This window comes from Bradyrhizobium neotropicale, from assembly GCF_001641695.1.
GTDB lineage: Bacteria > Pseudomonadota > Alphaproteobacteria > Rhizobiales > Xanthobacteraceae > Bradyrhizobium > Bradyrhizobium neotropicale.
In genome coordinates, this window is the sequence record NZ_LSEF01000102.1 from 13,876 (window position 1) to 32,221 (window position 18,346).

14 protein-coding genes are annotated in these 18,346 nt (G+C 65.3%); 13 read left to right on the forward strand and 1 reads right to left on the reverse strand.

Annotated elements, in window-relative coordinates; all coding sequences use genetic code 11:
* Positions 1-247: 247 nt before the first annotated feature.
* From AXW67_RS35130 to AXW67_RS35170, 9 genes are all read left to right on the forward strand, one after another.
* Positions 248-1,354 carry an efflux RND transporter periplasmic adaptor subunit gene (locus AXW67_RS35130; protein WP_063681599.1) on the forward strand — a complete coding sequence of 369 codons (1,107 nt, stop codon included), beginning with the start codon at positions 248-250 and terminating at the stop codon, positions 1,352-1,354.
* 234 nt (positions 1,355-1,588) lie between these two features.
* A complete protein-coding gene (locus AXW67_RS35135) occupies positions 1,589-4,726 on the forward strand; it encodes an efflux RND transporter permease subunit (protein WP_063681600.1) in 3,138 nt (1,045 codons plus the stop codon).
* Between the two features lie 31 nt (positions 4,727-4,757).
* The gene (locus AXW67_RS35140; protein WP_027552938.1) at positions 4,758-5,357 is read left to right on the forward strand and encodes a TetR/AcrR family transcriptional regulator; all 600 of its coding nucleotides are present in this window, start codon (positions 4,758-4,760) and stop codon (positions 5,355-5,357) included.
* Positions 5,358-5,532: 175 nt separating this feature from the next.
* The gene (locus AXW67_RS35145) at positions 5,533-6,156 is read left to right on the forward strand and encodes a flavin reductase family protein (RefSeq protein WP_027552939.1); all 624 of its coding nucleotides are present in this window, start codon (positions 5,533-5,535) and stop codon (positions 6,154-6,156) included.
* A 319-nt stretch (positions 6,157-6,475) separates the two neighbouring features.
* A complete protein-coding gene (locus AXW67_RS35150) occupies positions 6,476-8,743 on the forward strand; it encodes an acyl-CoA dehydrogenase (RefSeq protein ID WP_063681601.1) in 2,268 nt (755 codons plus the stop codon).
* The gene (locus AXW67_RS35155; protein ID WP_063681602.1) at positions 8,743-10,026 is read left to right on the forward strand and encodes an acetyl-CoA C-acetyltransferase; all 1,284 of its coding nucleotides are present in this window, start codon (positions 8,743-8,745) and stop codon (positions 10,024-10,026) included. The genes AXW67_RS35150 and AXW67_RS35155 overlap by 1 nt, the downstream gene beginning before the upstream one ends.
* A 2-nt stretch (positions 10,027-10,028) precedes the next feature.
* A complete protein-coding gene (locus AXW67_RS35160) occupies positions 10,029-12,125 on the forward strand; it encodes a 3-hydroxyacyl-CoA dehydrogenase NAD-binding domain-containing protein (RefSeq protein ID WP_063681603.1) in 2,097 nt (698 codons plus the stop codon).
* A gap of 7 nt (positions 12,126-12,132) precedes the next feature.
* Positions 12,133-12,543: an acyl-CoA thioesterase gene (locus tag AXW67_RS35165; protein WP_027552943.1), complete on the forward strand. Its 411-nt coding sequence runs from the start codon at positions 12,133-12,135 to the stop codon at positions 12,541-12,543.
* Positions 12,544-12,763: 220 nt separating this feature from the next.
* On the forward strand, positions 12,764-12,955 hold the full coding sequence (locus AXW67_RS35170) for a hypothetical protein (protein WP_063681604.1): 192 nt from the start codon (positions 12,764-12,766) through the stop codon (positions 12,953-12,955).
* Between the two features lie 123 nt (positions 12,956-13,078).
* Here the strand turns inward: AXW67_RS35170 and AXW67_RS35175 are convergent, their stop codons facing one another.
* On the reverse strand, positions 13,079-13,549 hold the full coding sequence (locus AXW67_RS35175; RefSeq protein ID WP_063681639.1) for a nuclear transport factor 2 family protein: 471 nt from the start codon (positions 13,547-13,549) through the stop codon (positions 13,079-13,081).
* Positions 13,550-13,703: 154 nt separating this feature from the next.
* On the opposite strand from AXW67_RS35175, the gene AXW67_RS35180 reads away from it, so the two are divergent.
* The 4 genes from AXW67_RS35180 to AXW67_RS35195 all read left to right on the forward strand — a co-directional run bounded on the left by AXW67_RS35180 (position 13,704) and on the right by AXW67_RS35195 (position 18,339).
* Positions 13,704-14,378: an HAD family hydrolase gene (locus AXW67_RS35180; RefSeq protein ID WP_063681605.1), complete on the forward strand. Its 675-nt coding sequence runs from the start codon at positions 13,704-13,706 to the stop codon at positions 14,376-14,378.
* A gap of 90 nt (positions 14,379-14,468) precedes the next feature.
* Positions 14,469-15,317, forward strand: coding sequence for a DeoR/GlpR family DNA-binding transcription regulator (locus AXW67_RS35185; protein ID WP_063681606.1), 849 nt, complete (start codon positions 14,469-14,471; stop codon positions 15,315-15,317).
* 398 nt (positions 15,318-15,715) lie between these two features.
* On the forward strand, positions 15,716-17,266 hold the full coding sequence (gene glpD / locus AXW67_RS35190) for a glycerol-3-phosphate dehydrogenase (protein ID WP_063681607.1): 1,551 nt from the start codon (positions 15,716-15,718) through the stop codon (positions 17,264-17,266).
* A complete protein-coding gene (locus AXW67_RS35195) occupies positions 17,263-18,339 on the forward strand; it encodes an ABC transporter ATP-binding protein (protein ID WP_063681608.1) in 1,077 nt (358 codons plus the stop codon). Before glpD ends, AXW67_RS35195 begins: the two co-directional genes overlap by 4 nt.
* Positions 18,340-18,346 lie beyond the last annotated feature (7 nt).

Sequence of the window (18,346 nt, forward strand, 5' to 3'; positions counted from 1 at the left end):
GGGCACGCTTCGCTTTGCCCACCCTGCGAGTTTCGCACCCCAGAATGGCCTGGCGCGACCCGCTTCAGCGTCGCTACGCCGGCCCTCGAGCTCGCGCGACCTGACGTCACACCCAAGCTAACTCTTTGGCCGGTCTCACATCCTTACCATTCCTTAACGATCACGCTTTTCTGATGACTGACGATTATTGACTTTTATCAGTGATTAGTCGACATTTCTCCGGAACACAGAAGCAGGAGTGTCTCCGATGTTCGTCCGGTCCGTTTTGTCGAGCTATTCCAAGCTCTTGGCAGGCGCTTCGTTGGCCCTGATGGCCGTCGCGCTGGCCGGATGCAATGACACCGTCGCCGAGAAGGCCGAGCCGCCGCGGCCGGTTCTCGTCGCACCCGCCCATTATGAGGCCGAAACGCCGGAGCGCAGCTTCGTCGGCACCGTCAGGCCGCGGATCGAGAGCGACCTTGGCTTCCGCGTCGCCGGCAAGGTCGCCAAGCGCCTCGTCGAGGTCGGCCAGACCGTCGAGGTCGGCCAGGCGCTCGCGACCCTCGACGAGGTCGATCTGAAGCTCCAGGCCGAGCAGGCCGTCGCCGAGCAGACCGCCGCAACCGGCGTGCTGGCCCAGGCTGCCGCCGCCGAGCAGCGCGCCAAGGATCTGAAGGCCAAGGGCTGGACCACCGACGCCCAACTCGACCAGAGCCGCGCATCTGCCGATGAGGCCCGCGCGCGCCTCGACCGCGCCGTCCGTTCGGTCGAACTGACCAAGAATTCTCTTTCCTACGCGACGCTCAACGCCGACGCACGTGGCGTCGTCACCGCAACGCTGATCGAGCCCGGCCAGGTGGTCGCCGCGGGCCAGGCCTCGATCCGTGTCGCCCGCTTTGCCGAGAAGGAAGCGGTCGTCGCGATCCCTGAGACGCTGGTCGAACGCGCCAAGTCGGGCGTCGCCAGCGTCACTCTTTGGTCGGAGCCCAACAAGAAATACGCAGCGAAGCTGCGCGAGATCGCGCCCGCCGCCGATCCGGCGACGCGCACCTATCTCGCAAAGTTCTCGCTGCCCGAAGCCGACGACAAGGTCGCGCTCGGCATGACCGCGACGCTGACGCTGTCGGATGCCGCGACCGAGCGCGTCGCGCGGCTGCCGCTGTCGGCGCTGTTCAACGAAGGCGGCAAGCCCTCGTTCTATGTCGTCGACGACAACGGCGCGGTCACGCTGCGGCCGGTCGCGGTGAAGTCCTATGAGAGCAACGACGTCGTCATCACCGGCGGCGTGCCGGAGGGCGCCAAGATCGTTGCCCTCGGCGTGCAGAAGCTCGATCCGAGCCAGAGGGTGCGGATCGTGTCGTCACTGTCGTTCTAACGCGTAGCGCATGATCCGGAAAAGTGTGCAGCGGTTTTCCGAATAGATCATGCGCAGAAAACAAGAGTTCCGTCGTTGCGAGGCGAGTTTCGGCCTTGGCCCCTACGCGAAGGCTGAAGCGGCGAAGCGATCCAGAACCTGCCCAGCCCCCTGGATTGCTTCGCTGCCTCGCGATGACGGGTTGAACAAAGTAGCTGTCGTTTTTGGCAATTGGATCGTCTTACGGAGAGTGCGATGAAGCGCTTCAATCTTTCGGCCTGGGCCGTCAGCCATCCGACGCTGGTCCTGTTCCTGATGATCGTGCTCGGTGCCGCCGGCTTCTTCTCCTACCAGAAGCTCGGCCGCGCCGAAGATCCGTTCTTCACGGTGAAGGTGGTCAACGTCTCCGTGATCTGGCCGGGCGCGACCGCGCAGGAGATGCAGACGCAGGTCGCCGATCCCATCGAGAAGAAGCTGCAGGAGCTGCCTTACTTCGAGAAGGTGCAGACCTACTCCAAGCCCGCCTTCACCGCGCTCCAGGTCACCTTCCGCGACAACACCCCGCCGAAGGACGTTCCCTATCTCTTCTATCTGCTGCGCAAGAAGCTCGTCGACGTGCAGGGCCAGTTGCCGTCCGGCATCCTCGGGCCCGTGGTCAATGACGAGTTCTCCGACGTCGATTCCATCCTCTACATGATGACCGGCGACGGCGCCGACTACGCGCAGCTCAAGAAGGTCTCCGAAGGTTTCCGCCAGCGCCTTCTGAAGGTGCCCGGCGTGACCAAGGTCGACGTCTACGGCAACCAGGACGAACGCATCTTCGTCGAGTTCTCGCATGCCAAGCTTGCGACGCTGGGCATCACGCCGCAGGCGCTGTTCGACTCGCTCGCCAAGCAGAACAACGTGACCCCGGCCGGCACGGTCGAGACCTCGTCACAGCGCGTGCCGCTGCGCGTCACCGGTGCGCTTGACGGCGCCAAGGCGGTGGCCGAGACGCCGGTCGAGAGCAACGGCCGTGTCTTCCGCCTCGGTGACATCGCGACCGTCACCCACGGCTATGTCGATCCGCCGAGCTTCGTCGTGCGCCAGGAAGGCAAGCCCGCGATCGGCATCGGCGTCGTCACCGCCAAGGGCGCCAACATCCTCGAGCTCGGCAAGGAGGTCGAGAAGGCGACCGCCGAATTCATGAAGGCGGTGCCGCAGGGCGTCAATGTCGATCTGATCGCCGACCAGCCCAAGGTGGTCGAGCACGCGGTGGGCGAGTTCGTGCACTCCTTCATGGAAGCGCTCGTTATCGTGCTGTTCGTGTCGTTCCTCGCGCTCGGCTGGCGCACCGGCATCGTGGTCGCGATGTCCGTGCCGCTGGTGCTCGGCATCGTCTTCATCGTCATGAACACGATGTCGCTCGACCTGCACCGCATCACGCTCGGCGCGCTGATCATCGCGCTCGGCCTGCTCGTGGACGACGCCATCATCGCGGTCGAGATGATGGTGGTGAAGATGGAGCAGGGCTGGGACCGCATGCGCGCTGCGTCCTTTGCCTGGGAATCCACCGCGTTTCCGATGCTCACGGGAACGCTGGTCACGGCCGCTGGCTTCCTCCCCATCGGCTTTGCCAATTCCGCGGTCGGCGAATATGCCGGCAGCATCTTCTGGATCGTGGCGATCGCGCTGGTCGCTTCCTGGTTCGTGGCGGTGATCTTCACGCCCTATATCGGCGTCAAGCTGCTGCCGGACATGAAGCTGCACCACAACCACGATCCGCACGCGGTCTACGAGACCCGCATGTACCGCGGCCTGCGCGCGATCGTGCAGTGGTGCGTCAATCACCGCATCACGGTGGTGGTCGCGACCGTCGGCATTTTCGTCGCCTCGATCGTCGGCTTCGGCCACGTCCAGCAGCAGTTCTTCCCGCTGTCGGAGCGCCCCGAGCTGTTCCTCCAGCTGCGCCTGCCGGAAGGCACCGCCTTCAACGTGACTGAGAAGGCCGTGAACAAGGCCGAGACGCTGCTCAAGGACGACAAGGACATCGCGACCTACACGGCCTATGTCGGCCAGGGCTCGCCGCGCTTCTGGCTCGGCCTCAATCCGCAGCTCCCGAACGAGGCCTTCGCCGAGATCGTCATCGTCGCCAAGGGCGTCGAGGCACGCGAGCGCGTCAAGGCCAAGATCGAGAACGCGGTCGCCGACGGCATGCTGACCGAGGCACGCGTCCGCGTCGACCGCTTCAACTTCGGTCCGCCGGTCGGCTTCCCCGTGCAGTTCCGCGTGATCGGCCCCGACGCCAACAAGGTGCGCGAGATCGCCTATCAGGTCCGCGACGTCATGCGGGAGAACAAGAACGTCAAGGACGTCCAGCTCGACTGGAACGAGCAGTCGCCCTACCTCAAGCTCGTCGTCGACCAGGACCGCGCGCGGGCCATGGGCCTGACGCCACAGGACGTGTCGCAGGCGCTGTCGATGCTGATCTCGGGCGCGCAGGTCACCACCGTGCGCGACGGCATCGAGAAGGTCGGCGTGGTTGCCCGTGCGATCCCGTCCGAACGCCTCGACCTCGGCGGCGTCGGCGACCTGACCATCACCTCGCGCAACGGCGTTGCCGTGCCGCTGCAGCAGATCGCCAAGATCGAGTACTCGCATGAGGAGCCGATCATGTGGCGGCGCAACCGCGACATGGCGATCACCGTGCGCTCCGACGTCGTCGACGGCGTGCAGGCGCCCGACGTCACCAACCAGATCACGCCGAAGCTGAAGGCGATCAAGGACAACCTCGAGCCGGCCTACCGCATCGAGGCGGGTGGCGCCTTCGAGGAATCCGCCAAGGGCAACGCCTCGATCTTCATCCTCTTCCCGGTGATGGTCATGGTGATGCTGACGCTGCTGATGATCCAGCTCCAGAGCTTCTCGCGCCTGATCCTGGTGTTCCTGACCGCGCCGCTCGGCATCGTCGGTGCCTCGCTCGGCCTCAACGTCGCCAACGCGCCGTTCGGCTTCGTGGCGCTGCTCGGGCTGATCGCGCTCGCGGGCATGATCATGCGCAACACCGTCATCCTGGTCGACCAGATCGAGACCGACGTCTCGCACGGCCTGACCCGGGGCGAGGCGATCGTGGAGGCAACCGTCCGCCGCGCCCGGCCCGTGGTGCTGACGGCGTTGGCGGCCATCCTCGCCATGATCCCGTTGTCGCGCTCGGCGTTCTGGGGCCCGATGGCGATCACGATCATGGGCGGATTGTTCGTTGCAACCTTCCTGACCCTCCTGTACCTGCCGGGTCTCTACGCGCTCTGGTTCCGCAAGAGCCTGGACGAGGCGGGCGCCCCCGAGCTGACCGCTGCGACGCAGCATGGGAGCGATGCCGAGCCGGCAATTCCGCTTGCTCAGGCGGCTGAATAAATGAAGAGTACCGACTAACGAGTCCTGATAGATGACACTGATTGCGGAACATATCGAAGGCGACACCCGGGACCGGATTCTCGAGGTAGCCGAGCGGCTGTTCCGCCAGATCGGGTATCAGAAGACCACGGTCGGGGACATCGCCAAGGAGCTCAGGATGAGCCCCGCCAATGTTTATCGCTTCTTCGAATCGAAGAAGGCGATTCATCAGGCGGTGGCGCGGGGCTTGATGGGCGAGGTCGAGCTCGAGGCGCAGCGGATCGTGGCGAGGCCCGGTCCGGTGCTGGAGCGCTTCCGCGAGCTGCTCACCACCATCCACCGCATGAACACCGAGCGCTATGTCGGCGATAACAAGCTGCACGAGATGGTCGCGATCGCGATGGAGGAGGACTGGGACGTCTGCGTCGCCCATATGGAGTGCATTGCCGGGGTGATTGGCCAGATGATCGCGCAAGGCGTTGCCTCCGGCGAGTTCGAGGCGCCCGACCTGCCGCTGGCCTCGCTGTGCGCTTGCACCGCCATGATACGGTTCTTCCACCCGCAGATGATCGCCCAGTGCGCCACCAAGCCGGGCCCGACCATCGACCAGATGATCGATTTCGTCATCGCCGGTCTGTCCCCCCGCCACTGACGGGCCGGGGATTTCTTCCCTATAAGCAGCTTCACCGTCATCCCAGGGTGATGGCGGGCAAGGCGGATCAACAGATTCCGTCATTGCGAGCGCAGCGAAGCAATCCAGGCTGTCTCCGCGGTGGGATTCTGGATTGCTTCGCTGCGCTCGCAATGACGATCAGGGAAAAACCAGCGTGACCGACAAAGACCTGCACTTCTACGAGCCTGCCAAAGGCCACGGCCTCAAGCACGATCCCTTCAACGCCATCATCGCGCCGCGGCCGATCGGCTGGATCTCCTCCCGCGACGCCAACGGCCACGTCAATCTCGCGCCCTACAGCTTCTTCAACGCGTTCTGCTACACCCCGCCGATCATCGGCTTCTCCTCCACCAACTGGAAGGATTCGGTCGAGAACATCCAGCAGACCGGCGAGTTCGTCTGGAATCTCGCCACCATGGATCTGGCCAAGCACATGAACGCGACCGCGGCGCATGTCGCCCCCGAGGTCGACGAGTTCAAGATCGCAGGCCTCACCGCCGTCCCGGGCAGGCTGGTCAACGTGCCGCGCGTCGGTGAGAGCCCGGTGGCCTTCGAGTGCAAGGTGTCCGACATCGTCCGCCTCAAGGGCGCGGACGGCAAGGAGGCCGATGCCTGGCTGACGCTGGGTGAGGTCGTTGCCGTCCACATCGACAAGGCCATGATCAAGGACGGCGTCTACCAGACCGCCGCCGCCCGCCCGATCGTCCGCGCCGGCCGCCGCGGCGATTATTTCGAGATCAGGCCGGAAAACATGTTCGAGATGGTCCGGCCGGACTGATCTGAGCCGGGTCACGCTCCCCCTTTCAATTTTCGTCATTCCGGGGGCGACGCGTCAGCGTCGAGCCCGGAATCCATGCGTCCGCGGATACATGGATTCCGGTTTCACGCTTCGCGTGCCCCGGAATGACGGTGAGGGGACGAGCGCGCCCGTTACCCCCTCCCGGAACTGCCACCGCGCCCCGGCCGTTATGGCCCTGGGCGGCCGCCCGGCCGCGTCAATTCGCTTCTTTTTGCGGGCGAAGTGTTCACTTCTGCCGGCCACTTTCCGCTAAAATGCCAGTCATCCGCGCGCTCCGTTCTTGCCATGAGGTTCTGCCATGAGCTTCCGCCGCGACACCCTCACCAAGCCGATCTTCGCTCTCGCCCGCGGCGCCCTGCCTGCGATGTCCGACACCGAGCGCGAGGCGCTGGAAGCCGGCGACGTCTGGTGGGACGCCGATCTCTTCACCGGCAATCCCGACTGGTCGAAACTGCTGAACGTTGCGCCTGCGAGGCTGACCGACGAGGAGCGGGCCTTCCTCGACGGCCCCGTCAACGAGCTCTGCGCCATGCTCGACGAGTGGAAGATCTTTTGGGAATGGCGCGACCTGCCGCTCGATGTCTGGCATTTCATCAAGCGCGAGAAGTTCTTCGGCATGATCATCCCGAAGGAGTTCGGCGGCCTCGGCTTCTCGCCTTATGCGCATTCGGAAGTGGTGCGCAAGATCTCGACCCGCTCGATCGCGGCCGCCGTCACGGTGATGGTACCGAACTCGCTCGGGCCGGGCGAACTTCTCATGCGGTTCGGCACCAAGGAGCAGCAGGAGCGCTGGCTGCCGCGGCTTGCCGACGGCCGCGACATTCCCTGCTTCGGCCTGACCAGCCCGGAAGCCGGCTCCGATGCCGCCTCGATGGTCGACACCGGTATCATCTGCAAGGGCATCTTCGACGGCCGCGAGGTCGTCGGCCTCAGGCTCAACTGGCACAAGCGCTACATCACGCTCGGTCCCGTCGCGACGCTCCTGGGCCTCGCCTTCAAGGCCTATGATCCCGATCATCTCGTGGGCAATCAGGAAGAGCTCGGCATCACCGTGGCGCTGATCCCGACCAGCTTGCCTGGCGTCGAGATCGGCCATCGCCATCTGCCGTCGATGCAGGTGTTCCAGAATGGCCCGAACCGGGGACGCGATGTCTTCATTCCGCTCGACTATGTCATCGCTGGCAAGGAGCTGTTAGGGCAGGGCTGGAAGATGTTGATGACGGCGCTTGCCGCCGGCCGCGGCATCTCGCTGCCGTCGCTGTCGGCCGCGGGCGCGGCCTTCGCGGCGCGCACCACCGGCGGTTATGCGCGCATCCGCGAGCAGTTCGGCATCTCCATATCCAAGTTCGAAGGCGTCGAGGAGCCGCTCGCGCGCATCGTCGCGACCGCCTACCAGCTCGATGCGGCGCGGCGGCTCACCTGCGCGGCGCTGAATGCCGGCGTTCATCCCGCCGTCATCTCCGGCATCATGAAGCTGCACGCGACCGAGCGGATGCGGACCGCGGTCGACGACGCCATGGACATCCATGGCGGCAAGGCCGTGATCGACGGGCCGCAGAACTACCTCGGCAATCTGCATCGCGCCGTGCCGGTCGGCATCACGGTGGAGGGAGCCAACATCCTCACCCGCAATCTCATCGTGTTCGGGCAGGGCGCGATCCGCGCGCATCCCTATCTGCTCGACGAGATGAATGCGCTCGCCGACACCGACCGCGAGCGCGGGCTCACCGCCTTCGACAAGGCGTTCTGGGAGCATGTCGGCCACAGCTTCCAGACGCTGTTCCGCGCCTTCGGTCGCAGCTGGACCTTTGGCGCGTTCGCGCCGGCGCCGGATGCGGGCGAGGCGACGGGGTTCTATCGGCAGCTCTCGCGCTATTCGGCGGGCTTCGCGCTCTGCGCCGACATGGCGCTGCTCACGCTCGGCGGCGCGCTCAAGCGCAAGGAGATGCTGTCGGCGCGCTTCGGCGACATCCTCTCCGAGCTCTATCTGCTCTCGGCCGCGCTGAAGCGCTGGCAGGACGAGGGCCGGCAGAAGGAGGATTTCGCCGCGCTCGAATGGTGCATGGCGACCGGCTTCAAAACCATCGAGAACAGGTTCGCCGAGATTCTCGCCAACCTGCCGAACCGCTTCGTTGCGGTGATCCTCAAGCTCGTGGTCCAGCCCTTCGGCGCCCGCGTGCTCGGTCCAAGTGACCGCGTCGTGCATCAATGTGCAAGCCTTGTGCTGGAGCCCTCGGCGGCACGCGACCGCCTCACGCCGGATCTGGCCCATGTCGATGATGACAGCGGCTTTGCCCGGCTGGAGCGTGCGTTCAAGCTGGTCGCAGGCGCGGACGCGATCGCAAAGCGCATGCGCGCCGCGCATATCCGCGACTGGAAGGAGGCGGTCACCAAGGGCGTGATCACGCAGGCCGAAGGTGAGCAGCTTGCGGCGGCTCACGAAGCCGTCACAAAAGTGATCGAGGTCGATGATTTTGCGCCGGAGGCGCTGTCGCCGATTTACAAGAAAACCGGCGACGTGCATCAGTTCTTCCAGGAACTGGGTGAACAGAGGGCGGCGAGCTGATGGCACGACCGGTTTTCATCGTCGACGGCAACCGGACGCCGTTTCTCAAGGCGCGTTCGGGGCCGGGGCCGTTCACACCGGTCGATCTCGCCGTGCAATGCGGCCGGCCGCTGCTGGCGCGTCAGCCGTTCGCGCCGACCGCCTTCGACCAGCTCATCCTCGGCTGCGTCAACGTGATCGCGGACGAGATGAACCCGGCGCGTGTCGCGGCGCTCAGGCTCGGCATGGGCGAGGACATGGTCGCCTTCACCGTGCAGATCAATTGCGGCTCCGGCATGCAGTCGATCGACACGGCGTACCGCTACATCCGCGAAGGACATGCCGACATGATCCTCGCCGGCGGCACCGAGGCACTGAGCCACGCGCCGCTGGTCTGGCCCAATTCCGGCGTGCGCTGGTTCGCAGGCCTCGCCACCGCGAAGGGCATGGCGGCGAAGATCGCCGCGGCGCTGAAAGTGCGGCCGCGTTTCCTCAAGCCGATCATTGGCCTCGAGCGCGGGCTGACCGATCCCATCACCGAGCTGAACATGGGCCAGACCGCAGAGGTCGTCGGCCATCTCTTTGGCATCACCCGCGCGCAATCGGATGCCTATGCCGCCGAGAGCCATCGCCGGCTCGCGCATGCGCAGGCGCAAGGCTTCCTCAAGGGCGAGGTCGAGACCGCGTTCTCTCGTGACGGCAAGTTCTTCGACCACGACGACGGCGTGCGGCCTGACTCCACGCCGGAGACGCTGGCGAAGCTGAGGCCGGTATTCGAGCGCCCCTGGGGCCAGGTCACTGCCGGCAATTCCTCGCAGATCACCGACGGTGCCTCCTGGGTGGTCCTCGCCTCCGACGAGGCGGTGGTGAAGCACAAGCTGACACCGAAGGCGGTCATCATCGACAGCAACTGGGCCGCGCTCGATCCGAGCATCATGGGGCTCGGCCCCGTGATGTCGGCGACGCCGCTGCTGTCGCGCAACAGCCTCACTATCCAAGACGTCGAGACCTGGGAGCTCAACGAGGCTTTCGCCACGCAGGTGCTTGGCTGCCTCGCCGCCTGGAACGACGACAAATTCTGCCGCGAGATCCTCAAGCTCGACGGCGCGGCGGGCGAGATCGATCGCGACAAGCTCAATGTCGATGGCGGCGCGATCTCGCTCGGCCATCCCGTCGGCACCTCCGGCAACCGCATCGTGCTGCATCTCGTCAACGCCATGAAGCGGCTCGGCACGCGGCGCGGCGTTGCTACCGAATGCATCGGCGGCGGGCTCGGCGGCGCCATGCTGATCGAAACGGTGTGACCATGGATTCCAAGATCATGACCGCGCTCGGCGACCGCGTGCTGGCGCTCGGGCCTCAGCCCGCGGCCGACGGGTCCTATCGCCATTTCAAGCTGACGCGCGATGCCGACGGCGTCGCCTGGCTGTTGTTCGACCGTGCGGAGGCCAGCGCCAACACGCTGTCGTCGGATGTGATGGAGGAGTTCGACGCCGTGCTCGCGGCGATCGAAACCGAGTGCCCCGCCGGCCTCGTGATCCGCTCGGCCAAGCCGTCCGGCTTCATTGCCGGCGCCGACGTCAACGAATTCCGCGGCGCGTCCGATCCCGGCATGGTGGAGACGCGCATCCGCAGCGCGCATGCCGTGGTCGATCATCTGGAGGCGCTGCGGCTGCCGACGGTTGCGGTCATTCATGGCTTCTGTCTCGGCGGCGGCCTCGAGGTCGCGCTGGCCTGCCAGTCGCGCATCGCCATCGATGGCGCGCGCTTCGGCTTCCCGGAGGTGATGCTCGGCCTGCATCCTGGCCTCGGCGGCACCGCACGCTTCACCGCGCTGGTCAACCCGACCCAGTCGATGGCCTTGATGCTGACCGGCCGCACCATCGATGCGCGCCGCGCCAGATCGCTCGGCCTCGTCGACACCGTGACGCAGGAGCGGCACGTCCACAACGCGGTAAAGGACGCGCTGTTCGGCCGGCTGAAGCGGGCCCGGCCGGGTCTTCTCACCCGCGCGGCCAATTTCGGCCCCGTGCGCGGGCTGCTTGCCAAGCGCATGCGCTCGGAGGCCGCGAAGGCGGCCTCGCGCGAGCACTATCCCGCGCCGTACGCGCTGATCGATCTCTGGGAGACGCATGGCGGCAGCAAGGCCGCGATGCTGAAGGCCGAGCAGGCCTCCTTCGCCAAGCTGATGGTGACGCCGACGGCGCAGAACCTGATCCGCGTGTTCTTCCTGCGCGAGCAGATGAAGAAGGCGGCAGGCTCCGGCAACACGGTCAAGCACGTCCACGTGATCGGCGCCGGCGCCATGGGCGGCGACATCGCGGCCTGGTGCGCGGGGCAGGGGCTGCGCGTCTCGCTCGCCGACATGAAGGCGGCGCCGATCGCAGGCGCGGTCAAGCGCGCCGCCGAGCTCTACGGCAAGATCATCCGCAAGCCGACCGAGGTGCGCGATGCGCTCGACCGCCTGATCCCGGACATGGACGGTGAGGGCGTCCGCAACGCCGATCTCATCATCGAGGCGGTGCCGGAAAAGCTCGAGCTCAAGCAGAAGGTCTATGCCGGCCTCGAGCCGGTGATGAAGCCGGGCGCGATTCTCGCCACCAACACATCGAGCATCCCGCTCCAGGATCTGCGCAACGGACTGGCGCGGCCGGAACGGCTCGTCGGCCTGCATTTCTTCAACCCGGTGTCACGGCTGCAACTGGTCGAGGTCGTCAGCCATGACGGCAACGATCCGCAAGTTCTGAAGGAGGCGCTCGCCTTCGTCGGCGTGATCGACCGCCTGCCGCTTTCAGTGAAGAGCTCGCCCGGCTTCCTCGTCAACCGCGCGCTGACGCCTTACATGCTGGAGGCGATGGTGATGCTGGACGAGAAGATCGACCAGCGCCTGATCGATGCCGCGGCCGAACAGTTCGGCATGCCGATGGGGCCGATCGAGCTCGCTGATCAGGTCGGGCTCGACATCTGCATCGACGTCGGCGACATGCTGCGCACCAAGTTCGGCGATCTCCTGCCGCCGACGCCGGCCTGGCTGCGCGAGAAGGTTGCCAAGGGCGAGCTCGGCCGCAAGACCGGCAAGGGCTTCTACGCGTGGCGCGACGGCAAGGCGGAGAAGGCGCCCTTGCCGGAGACCGGCCCGCGCGTCACCGACCAGATGATCGACCGGCTGGTGCTGCCGATGTCGAACGTCTGCGTCGCAGCTCTTCGCGAAGGCATCGTCGACGATGCCGATGCGGTCGACGGCGCCATGATCTTCGGTACCGGCTACGCGCCCTTCCGCGGCGGTCCGCTCAACTATGCGCGCACGCGCGGGGTGGAAAATATCGTATCCACCTTGCGTGCGCTGACTGAGCGATTCGGCGGCCGCTTCGCGCCCGATCCGGGCTGGGACAATTTCAAGTGAGAGGCACATGACCGAAAAGGCCGACACCGAGCCGCGCGGCGATCTCTGCATCCGCACGCTGGCGATGCCCGCCGACACCAACGCCAATGGCGACATCTTCGGCGGCTGGCTGCTCAGCCAGATGGACGTCGGCGGCGGCGTGTTCGCGTCGAAAGCGGCGAAGTCGCGTACCGTCACGGTCGCGATCGAGGCGATGAATTTTCGTAAAGCGGTCTATGTCGGCGATCTCGTTTCGGTCTACGCCAATCTCGTGCGTGTGGGACGCACCTCGCTCACCGTGCATCTCGAAGCCTGGGCGCTTCGTCGCGGGGAGGAGCACCCGTTCCTCGTCACCGACGGCAACTTTACCTACGTCTCGATCGACGAACACGGCCGTCCGCAAGCGGTTCGCTCGACCGATCCGTCGATCGCGACGTAATCGCGCGCGACGCCGTGCCTCATGCTCGCTGTCGTTGCTGTTGGCGATCACGGCGCCACTGAGTCATCGCGTCGCGGCTTCGCCAAGAACCAGTCATAAAAGAGATGAGGTCCCGGCGTACTCAATTGCGTGTCGATTCGGGGACAAAAACGGCTGATTTGCCCTAGGAACCTTTGGGCAGGACTGTCGTTATTTGCCCGCACTCAGGACACAACGGGCCATGACGGACAGCTACATCATCGAAGTTAATTCGCAGACCGCAGGTATCGTCGTTCGCAATCAAGGAGGCTACTGCTTCTTCGCCTCATCCCACCAATTCAACCGCCTGGAAGGCCAACTCTTTCGCAACGCCGGCGAAGCCGAGCGCGCCGCAAGCAAGCTCGTTAACGGCGAAGTGAAGGAGGCGGCGTAATTTTTTCCGTTGGTCATTCCGGGGCGCCAAAGTGCGAACCCGGAATCCATCGGGCCGCAGAAAATGTCGATCAATGGATTCCGGGCCCGCGCCTTTCGGCGCGTCCCGGAATGACGTTGTTGATCACAGTTTCGTGGCGGCGCGCGACAGCAGCTTCCAGTCGTCGCCCTGCTTCTGCCAGTTCATCAGGATGTGAAGGTTGGTCGGCACTTTTTTCCCATCGGCCGCCATCTCCTGCTCGGCGACCCAGTGGAAGCGCACGATCGCGGCGGGGCCGACGACCTTGATGGTCGGGTCCTTGTATTCGATCGACAGGAATTTTGATTTGCCGTCAGTGGCGTTGGCGATGAAGGTCGCCTTGTCCTCGACCTTGCCGCTGGAATGGCTGTAGCTCAGATCGTCCCAGCAGAGCGCGCCGAGCGCCTTGGGATCGGCCGCGATCTGGGCGAGGCGGAAGGCCTCGACCTTCTTCGCCACAGCCTCTTCGTCCGCCGAACCCGCAAGTGCGCCGGATGCCGTGAAGGCGAGGGTGGAGACGGCCAGGGTCGAGAGAGCCAGGCTTGAGAGAGACAGCTCGCGCCGGTCGATGATCATCGTTTCCTCCTTTTTGATCTTGCCGCGAGTGTTGCAGCCGCGCGCGACTTTGTCGAGTGTCACGTCGTCGTCATGCGCATGCGTCATTGCGCGATCGAGGACGTATTGATACGTCTCGCGTATCGATACGTCGCGCATTTGGGAAAGTACGGAAATGATCGAGACTATCGGCAGGGCGTTGCTGTTCGATATCGACGGCACGCTCGCCAACACCGACCCGTTGCACCTGAAGGCCTTCAACCAGGTGCTCGGCCCCCGCGGCCATGTCTTCGATCACGCACGCTTCTCGAGAGAGCTGCAGGGCTTCTCCAATGCGTCGATCGGCGAACGCTTTCTCATCGAGGAGGCGCCGGAGCGCCGCGTCGCGATCCTCGGCGAGAAGGAGGAAGTCTTCCGTGCACTCGTCGCCGGGCAGATCGAGCCGCTGCCCGGTTTGATGGCGCTGCTCGACCGGGCGGATGCCGCCGGCATTCCCATGGTCGCCGTCACCAACGCGCCGCGCCTCAATGCGGAGTTGCTGCTCTCCGGGCTCGGCATCACCAAGCGATTCAAGGCGATCGTGATCGGCGACGAGCTTGCGCATGGCAAGCCTCATCCGCTGCCCTATCAGGAGGGGCTTCGCTTCGTCGATGCCGACGCGCGGGCCTCGATCGCGTTCGAGGATTCCCGTTCCGGCGTGCAATCGGCCACGGCTGCCGGCATTCCGACCATCGGGATACGCACCAGCCTCAGTCATGCTGACCTTGTCGCCGCCGGCGCCATCGCGTCCGCGAGCGCCTTCGACGATCCGGAGCTGCTCGCGCGTCTCGCCGCCAAGATGGCGAGGTGAGGAGCCTCGTCCGTTAACCGTGATCAGCTCTTGCATTGACCGATCGCGCGAACCGCCGCACCATGCATCCATTGATTTGAGGCCATCGCCGTGACCGGATTGACCCATCGCCAAGCCGAAATCCTCAACATCGCGCGCGCCTCCGGCCGCGTGATGGTCGAAGAACTGGCGCGCCGGTTCGAGGTGTCGGCGCAGACCATCCGGAAAGATCTCAACGATCTCTGCGAGCGCCGGTCGCTGACCCGCATCCATGGCGGCGCCATCATTGCCTCCGGCGTCGAAAATCTCGCCTATGAGGCGCGGCGCTTCGTCGCCGCCGACGAGAAGAAGGCGATCGGGGTGGCGGCCGCATCGCTCATTCCCAACGGCTGCTCGCTCTTCATCAACATCGGCACCACGACCGAGGAGGTCGCGAGCGCGCTCACTTCGCACGAGGATCTCCTCGTCATCACCAACAATCTCAACGTCGCCATGCTGCTCTACCGCCATCCGCGCATCGAGGTGGTGGTCGCCGGCGGCACGGTGCGGCGTGCCGACGGCGCCGTGGTCGGCTCGACCGCGACGCAGCTCATCGGCCAGTTCAAGGTCGACTACGCCATCATCGGCGCCTCCGCGATCGACGAGGAGGGCGCATTGCTCGACTTCGATTATCGCGAGGTCCAGGTCGCGCAGGCCATCATCGCCAACGCCCGCAGCGTCATGCTGGTCGCGGACTCGACGAAGCTTCGCCGCAGCGCGCCGGTCCGCATCGCCCATATCAGCCAGATCCAGACCTTCGTCACCGATCAGGAATTGCCCGAACGCCTCGCCACCATCTGCCACAGCAAGGGCATCGAGGTGGTGGAGGCGATGCCGAAGACCGCCGATATCGATGACGGGGCAGGGGAGCCTGCGCAGGATGCAGCGCCCGAAGCGGCACCGGTGGTCAGGCTGAGATAGCGCTCCATTTCACGCTCCCTGGTGGGCAGGGCAATCGCATATGAATGCGAGCGTGGCAGGCAGCCTCTCCTCGCGGTCCATCCTTCGAGACGCCCGCTGTAGGCGGGCTCGTCAGGATGAGATCTCGTGTCGTGGCGAAATCCTAGACCCTCATGGTGAGGAGCGCCGCCTTACGGCGCGTCTCGAACCATGGAGGCCAGGTACGCGCCACAAGGTCACAGACGAGACGTCTCCCGGTCCAGTGCAGGATGCACTTCTGTCTACTCCTTCACCCAACTGCCCACAAAAAAGTTCCGGTTTCGCTTCCTTTCGCTTCTCTTTCGTCTTGCTTTCGTTTTGCGGTGTGATCTAATTAAAAACGAAAGTCGCCGCTGGATGGAACAAGCGGCCGCCGGGGGATGCGTCTGTTGGAGCGTATTTTCGACCTCGCCATTATCGGAGGCGGTGTTAACGGCTGCGGCATCGCGCGCGATGCGGTGGGCCGGGGCAACACGGTTTTCCTGTGTGAAATGAATGATCTGGCGAGCGGGACGTCGTCCTGGTCGACCAAGCTCGTACATGGCGGCCTGCGCTATCTCGAATATTACGAGTTTCGCCTGGTCCGTGAGGCGCTGATCGAGCGCGAGATCCTCTGGGGCATCGCGCCCCACATCATCCGTCCCCTGCGTTTCGTTTTGCCGCATCACGCGGGCCTGCGGCCGGCCTGGCTGCTGCGGCTCGGCCTCTTCCTCTACGACCACATCGGCGGCCGTCATCTCCTGCCGGCGACCCGTTCGGTCGATCTCAGGCGCGATGAGGTCGGCCGCCCGCTGATCCCGAATCGCTATACCCGCGCGTTCGAATATTCCGACTGTTTCGTCGACGATGCCCGCCTCGTCGTGCTCAATGCGCGCGATGCCGCCGACAAGGGCGCCGAGATCCGCACCCGCACCCGCGCCACCGAAATCCGCCAGTCCGACGGCATCTGGACCGTGAGCATGGTCGATACGCTGAGCGGCGCACGCTCATCCATCCAGGCCCGCGCACTCATCAATGCCGGCGGCCCCTGGGTCGAGGACGTCTTGGGCCGCGGCGCCGGCGTCAATGCGAAAGCCAAGGTGCGCCTGGTGCAGGGCTCGCATATCGTGGTGAAAAAGCTCTACGATCACGACCGTGCCTACATGTTCCAGAATGCGGATGGTCGCATCATCTTCGTCATTCCCTACCAGGACGATTTCACGCTGATCGGCACCACCGATCGCGACTATGACGGCGATCCGTCCAAGGTGAAGGCGACGCCGGAGGAGATCCACTATCTCTGCACCGCCGCGAGCGAATATCTGGCCAAGCCGGTGACGCCGGAGGACGTGGTCTGGACGTATTCCGGCGTGCGTCCGCTCTATGACGACGGCGCCAACGAAGCCAAGGCCGCGACCCGCGACTACGTGTTCGAGCTCGATACGCCCGGCGGCGTGCCCCTGCTGTCGATCTATGGCGGCAAGATCACGACCTACCGCCGCCTCGCCGAGGAGGCGCTGGAGCGGCTCGCGCCTTATCTTCGCAGCGCGAAGGCGCGCGAGGGCTGGACCGGCAAATGGCCGCTGCCTGGCGGCGACATGGACGTGTCGGCCGTCGACGGCCTGATCGCCGAGCTGCAGCGCGGCTATCCGTTCCTCAGCCACGAGCATGCGCGGCGCCTCGCGCGCGCCTACGGCACCCGCGCGATCAAGCTGCTTGGCGATGCGAAATCGGCCGCCGATCTCGGCCAGGCTTTTGGCGCGACGCTGACCGAGCGCGAGGTCCGCTACCTCATGGCCAACGAATGGGCGGTTACCGCCGAGGACATCGTCTGGCGTCGTTCCAAGCTTGGCCTGCGACTAAGTGCCGACGAGATCGCGGCGCTTGACGACTGGATCAGGACCCACGCCGTGCAGCAAAGTCCCCTGCTGGAAGCAGGAGGCCGCTCATGACCGTGACGCTCGATCACGTGACCCGGACCGTCGACGGGATCCCGCACATCCGCGACGTTTCGCTGACGCTCGAGAGCGGTACGCTCAACGTGCTGCTCGGGCCGACGCTGTCGGGCAAGACCTCGATCATGCGGCTGCTCGCCGGCCTCGACAAGCCGACCACGGGCAAGGTGCTGGTCAACGGCAAGGACGTCACCGGCGCCGACGTGCGCCAGCGCTCGGTGGCGATGGTCTACCAGCAGTTCATCAACTACCCCTCGCTCTCGGTCTATGAGAACATTGCTTCGCCGCTGCGCGTGCAGGGCAAGCCACGCGAGGAGATCGAGAAGCGGGTGGCGGAGGCCGCAAAACTGCTCAGGCTCGAGCCGTTCCTCAAGCGCACGCCGCTCCAGCTCTCCGGCGGCCAGCAGCAGCGCACCGCGATCGCGCGCGCCCTGGTGAAGGGCGCCGATCTCGTCCTGCTCGACGAGCCGCTCGCCAATCTCGACTACAAGCTGCGCGAGGAGCTGCGCGCCGAACTGCCGCGCATCTTCGAGGCCTCGGGCGCGATTTTCGTCTATGCCACCACCGAGCCCAGCGAAGCGCTGCTGCTCGGCGGCAACACTGTTTGCATGTGGGAAGGCCGGGCGCTCCAGATGGGCGAGACCTCCAACGTCTACCGCCGGCCGCAGACCCTGCGGGTCGCTCAGGTGTTCTCCGATCCGCCGCTCAACCTCGTCGGCATCGAGAAGAAGAACGGCTCCGTGCAATATGCCGGCGGCACCACGTCGCCGGCCTCGGGCCTCTACGCCGGGCTCGCCGACGGCGCCTATCGCGTCGGCTTTCGCGCGCATCAGCTCGGGCTTGCCAATGGTGAGGCCGGCCGCCACGCCTTCCATGCCACGGTGACGGTGACGGAGATCACCGGTTCGGAGAGTTTCGTGCATTTGACCCGCGACGGCTTGAACTGGGTTGCGGTCCTGCACGGCGTGCACGAGTTCGAGCCCGGCCAGACCATCGACGCCGTGCTCAATCCCAACGACGTCTTCGTCTTCGATGCGGCCGACCGCCTGGTCGCCGCGCCGATCTCGTGAAGGAGGC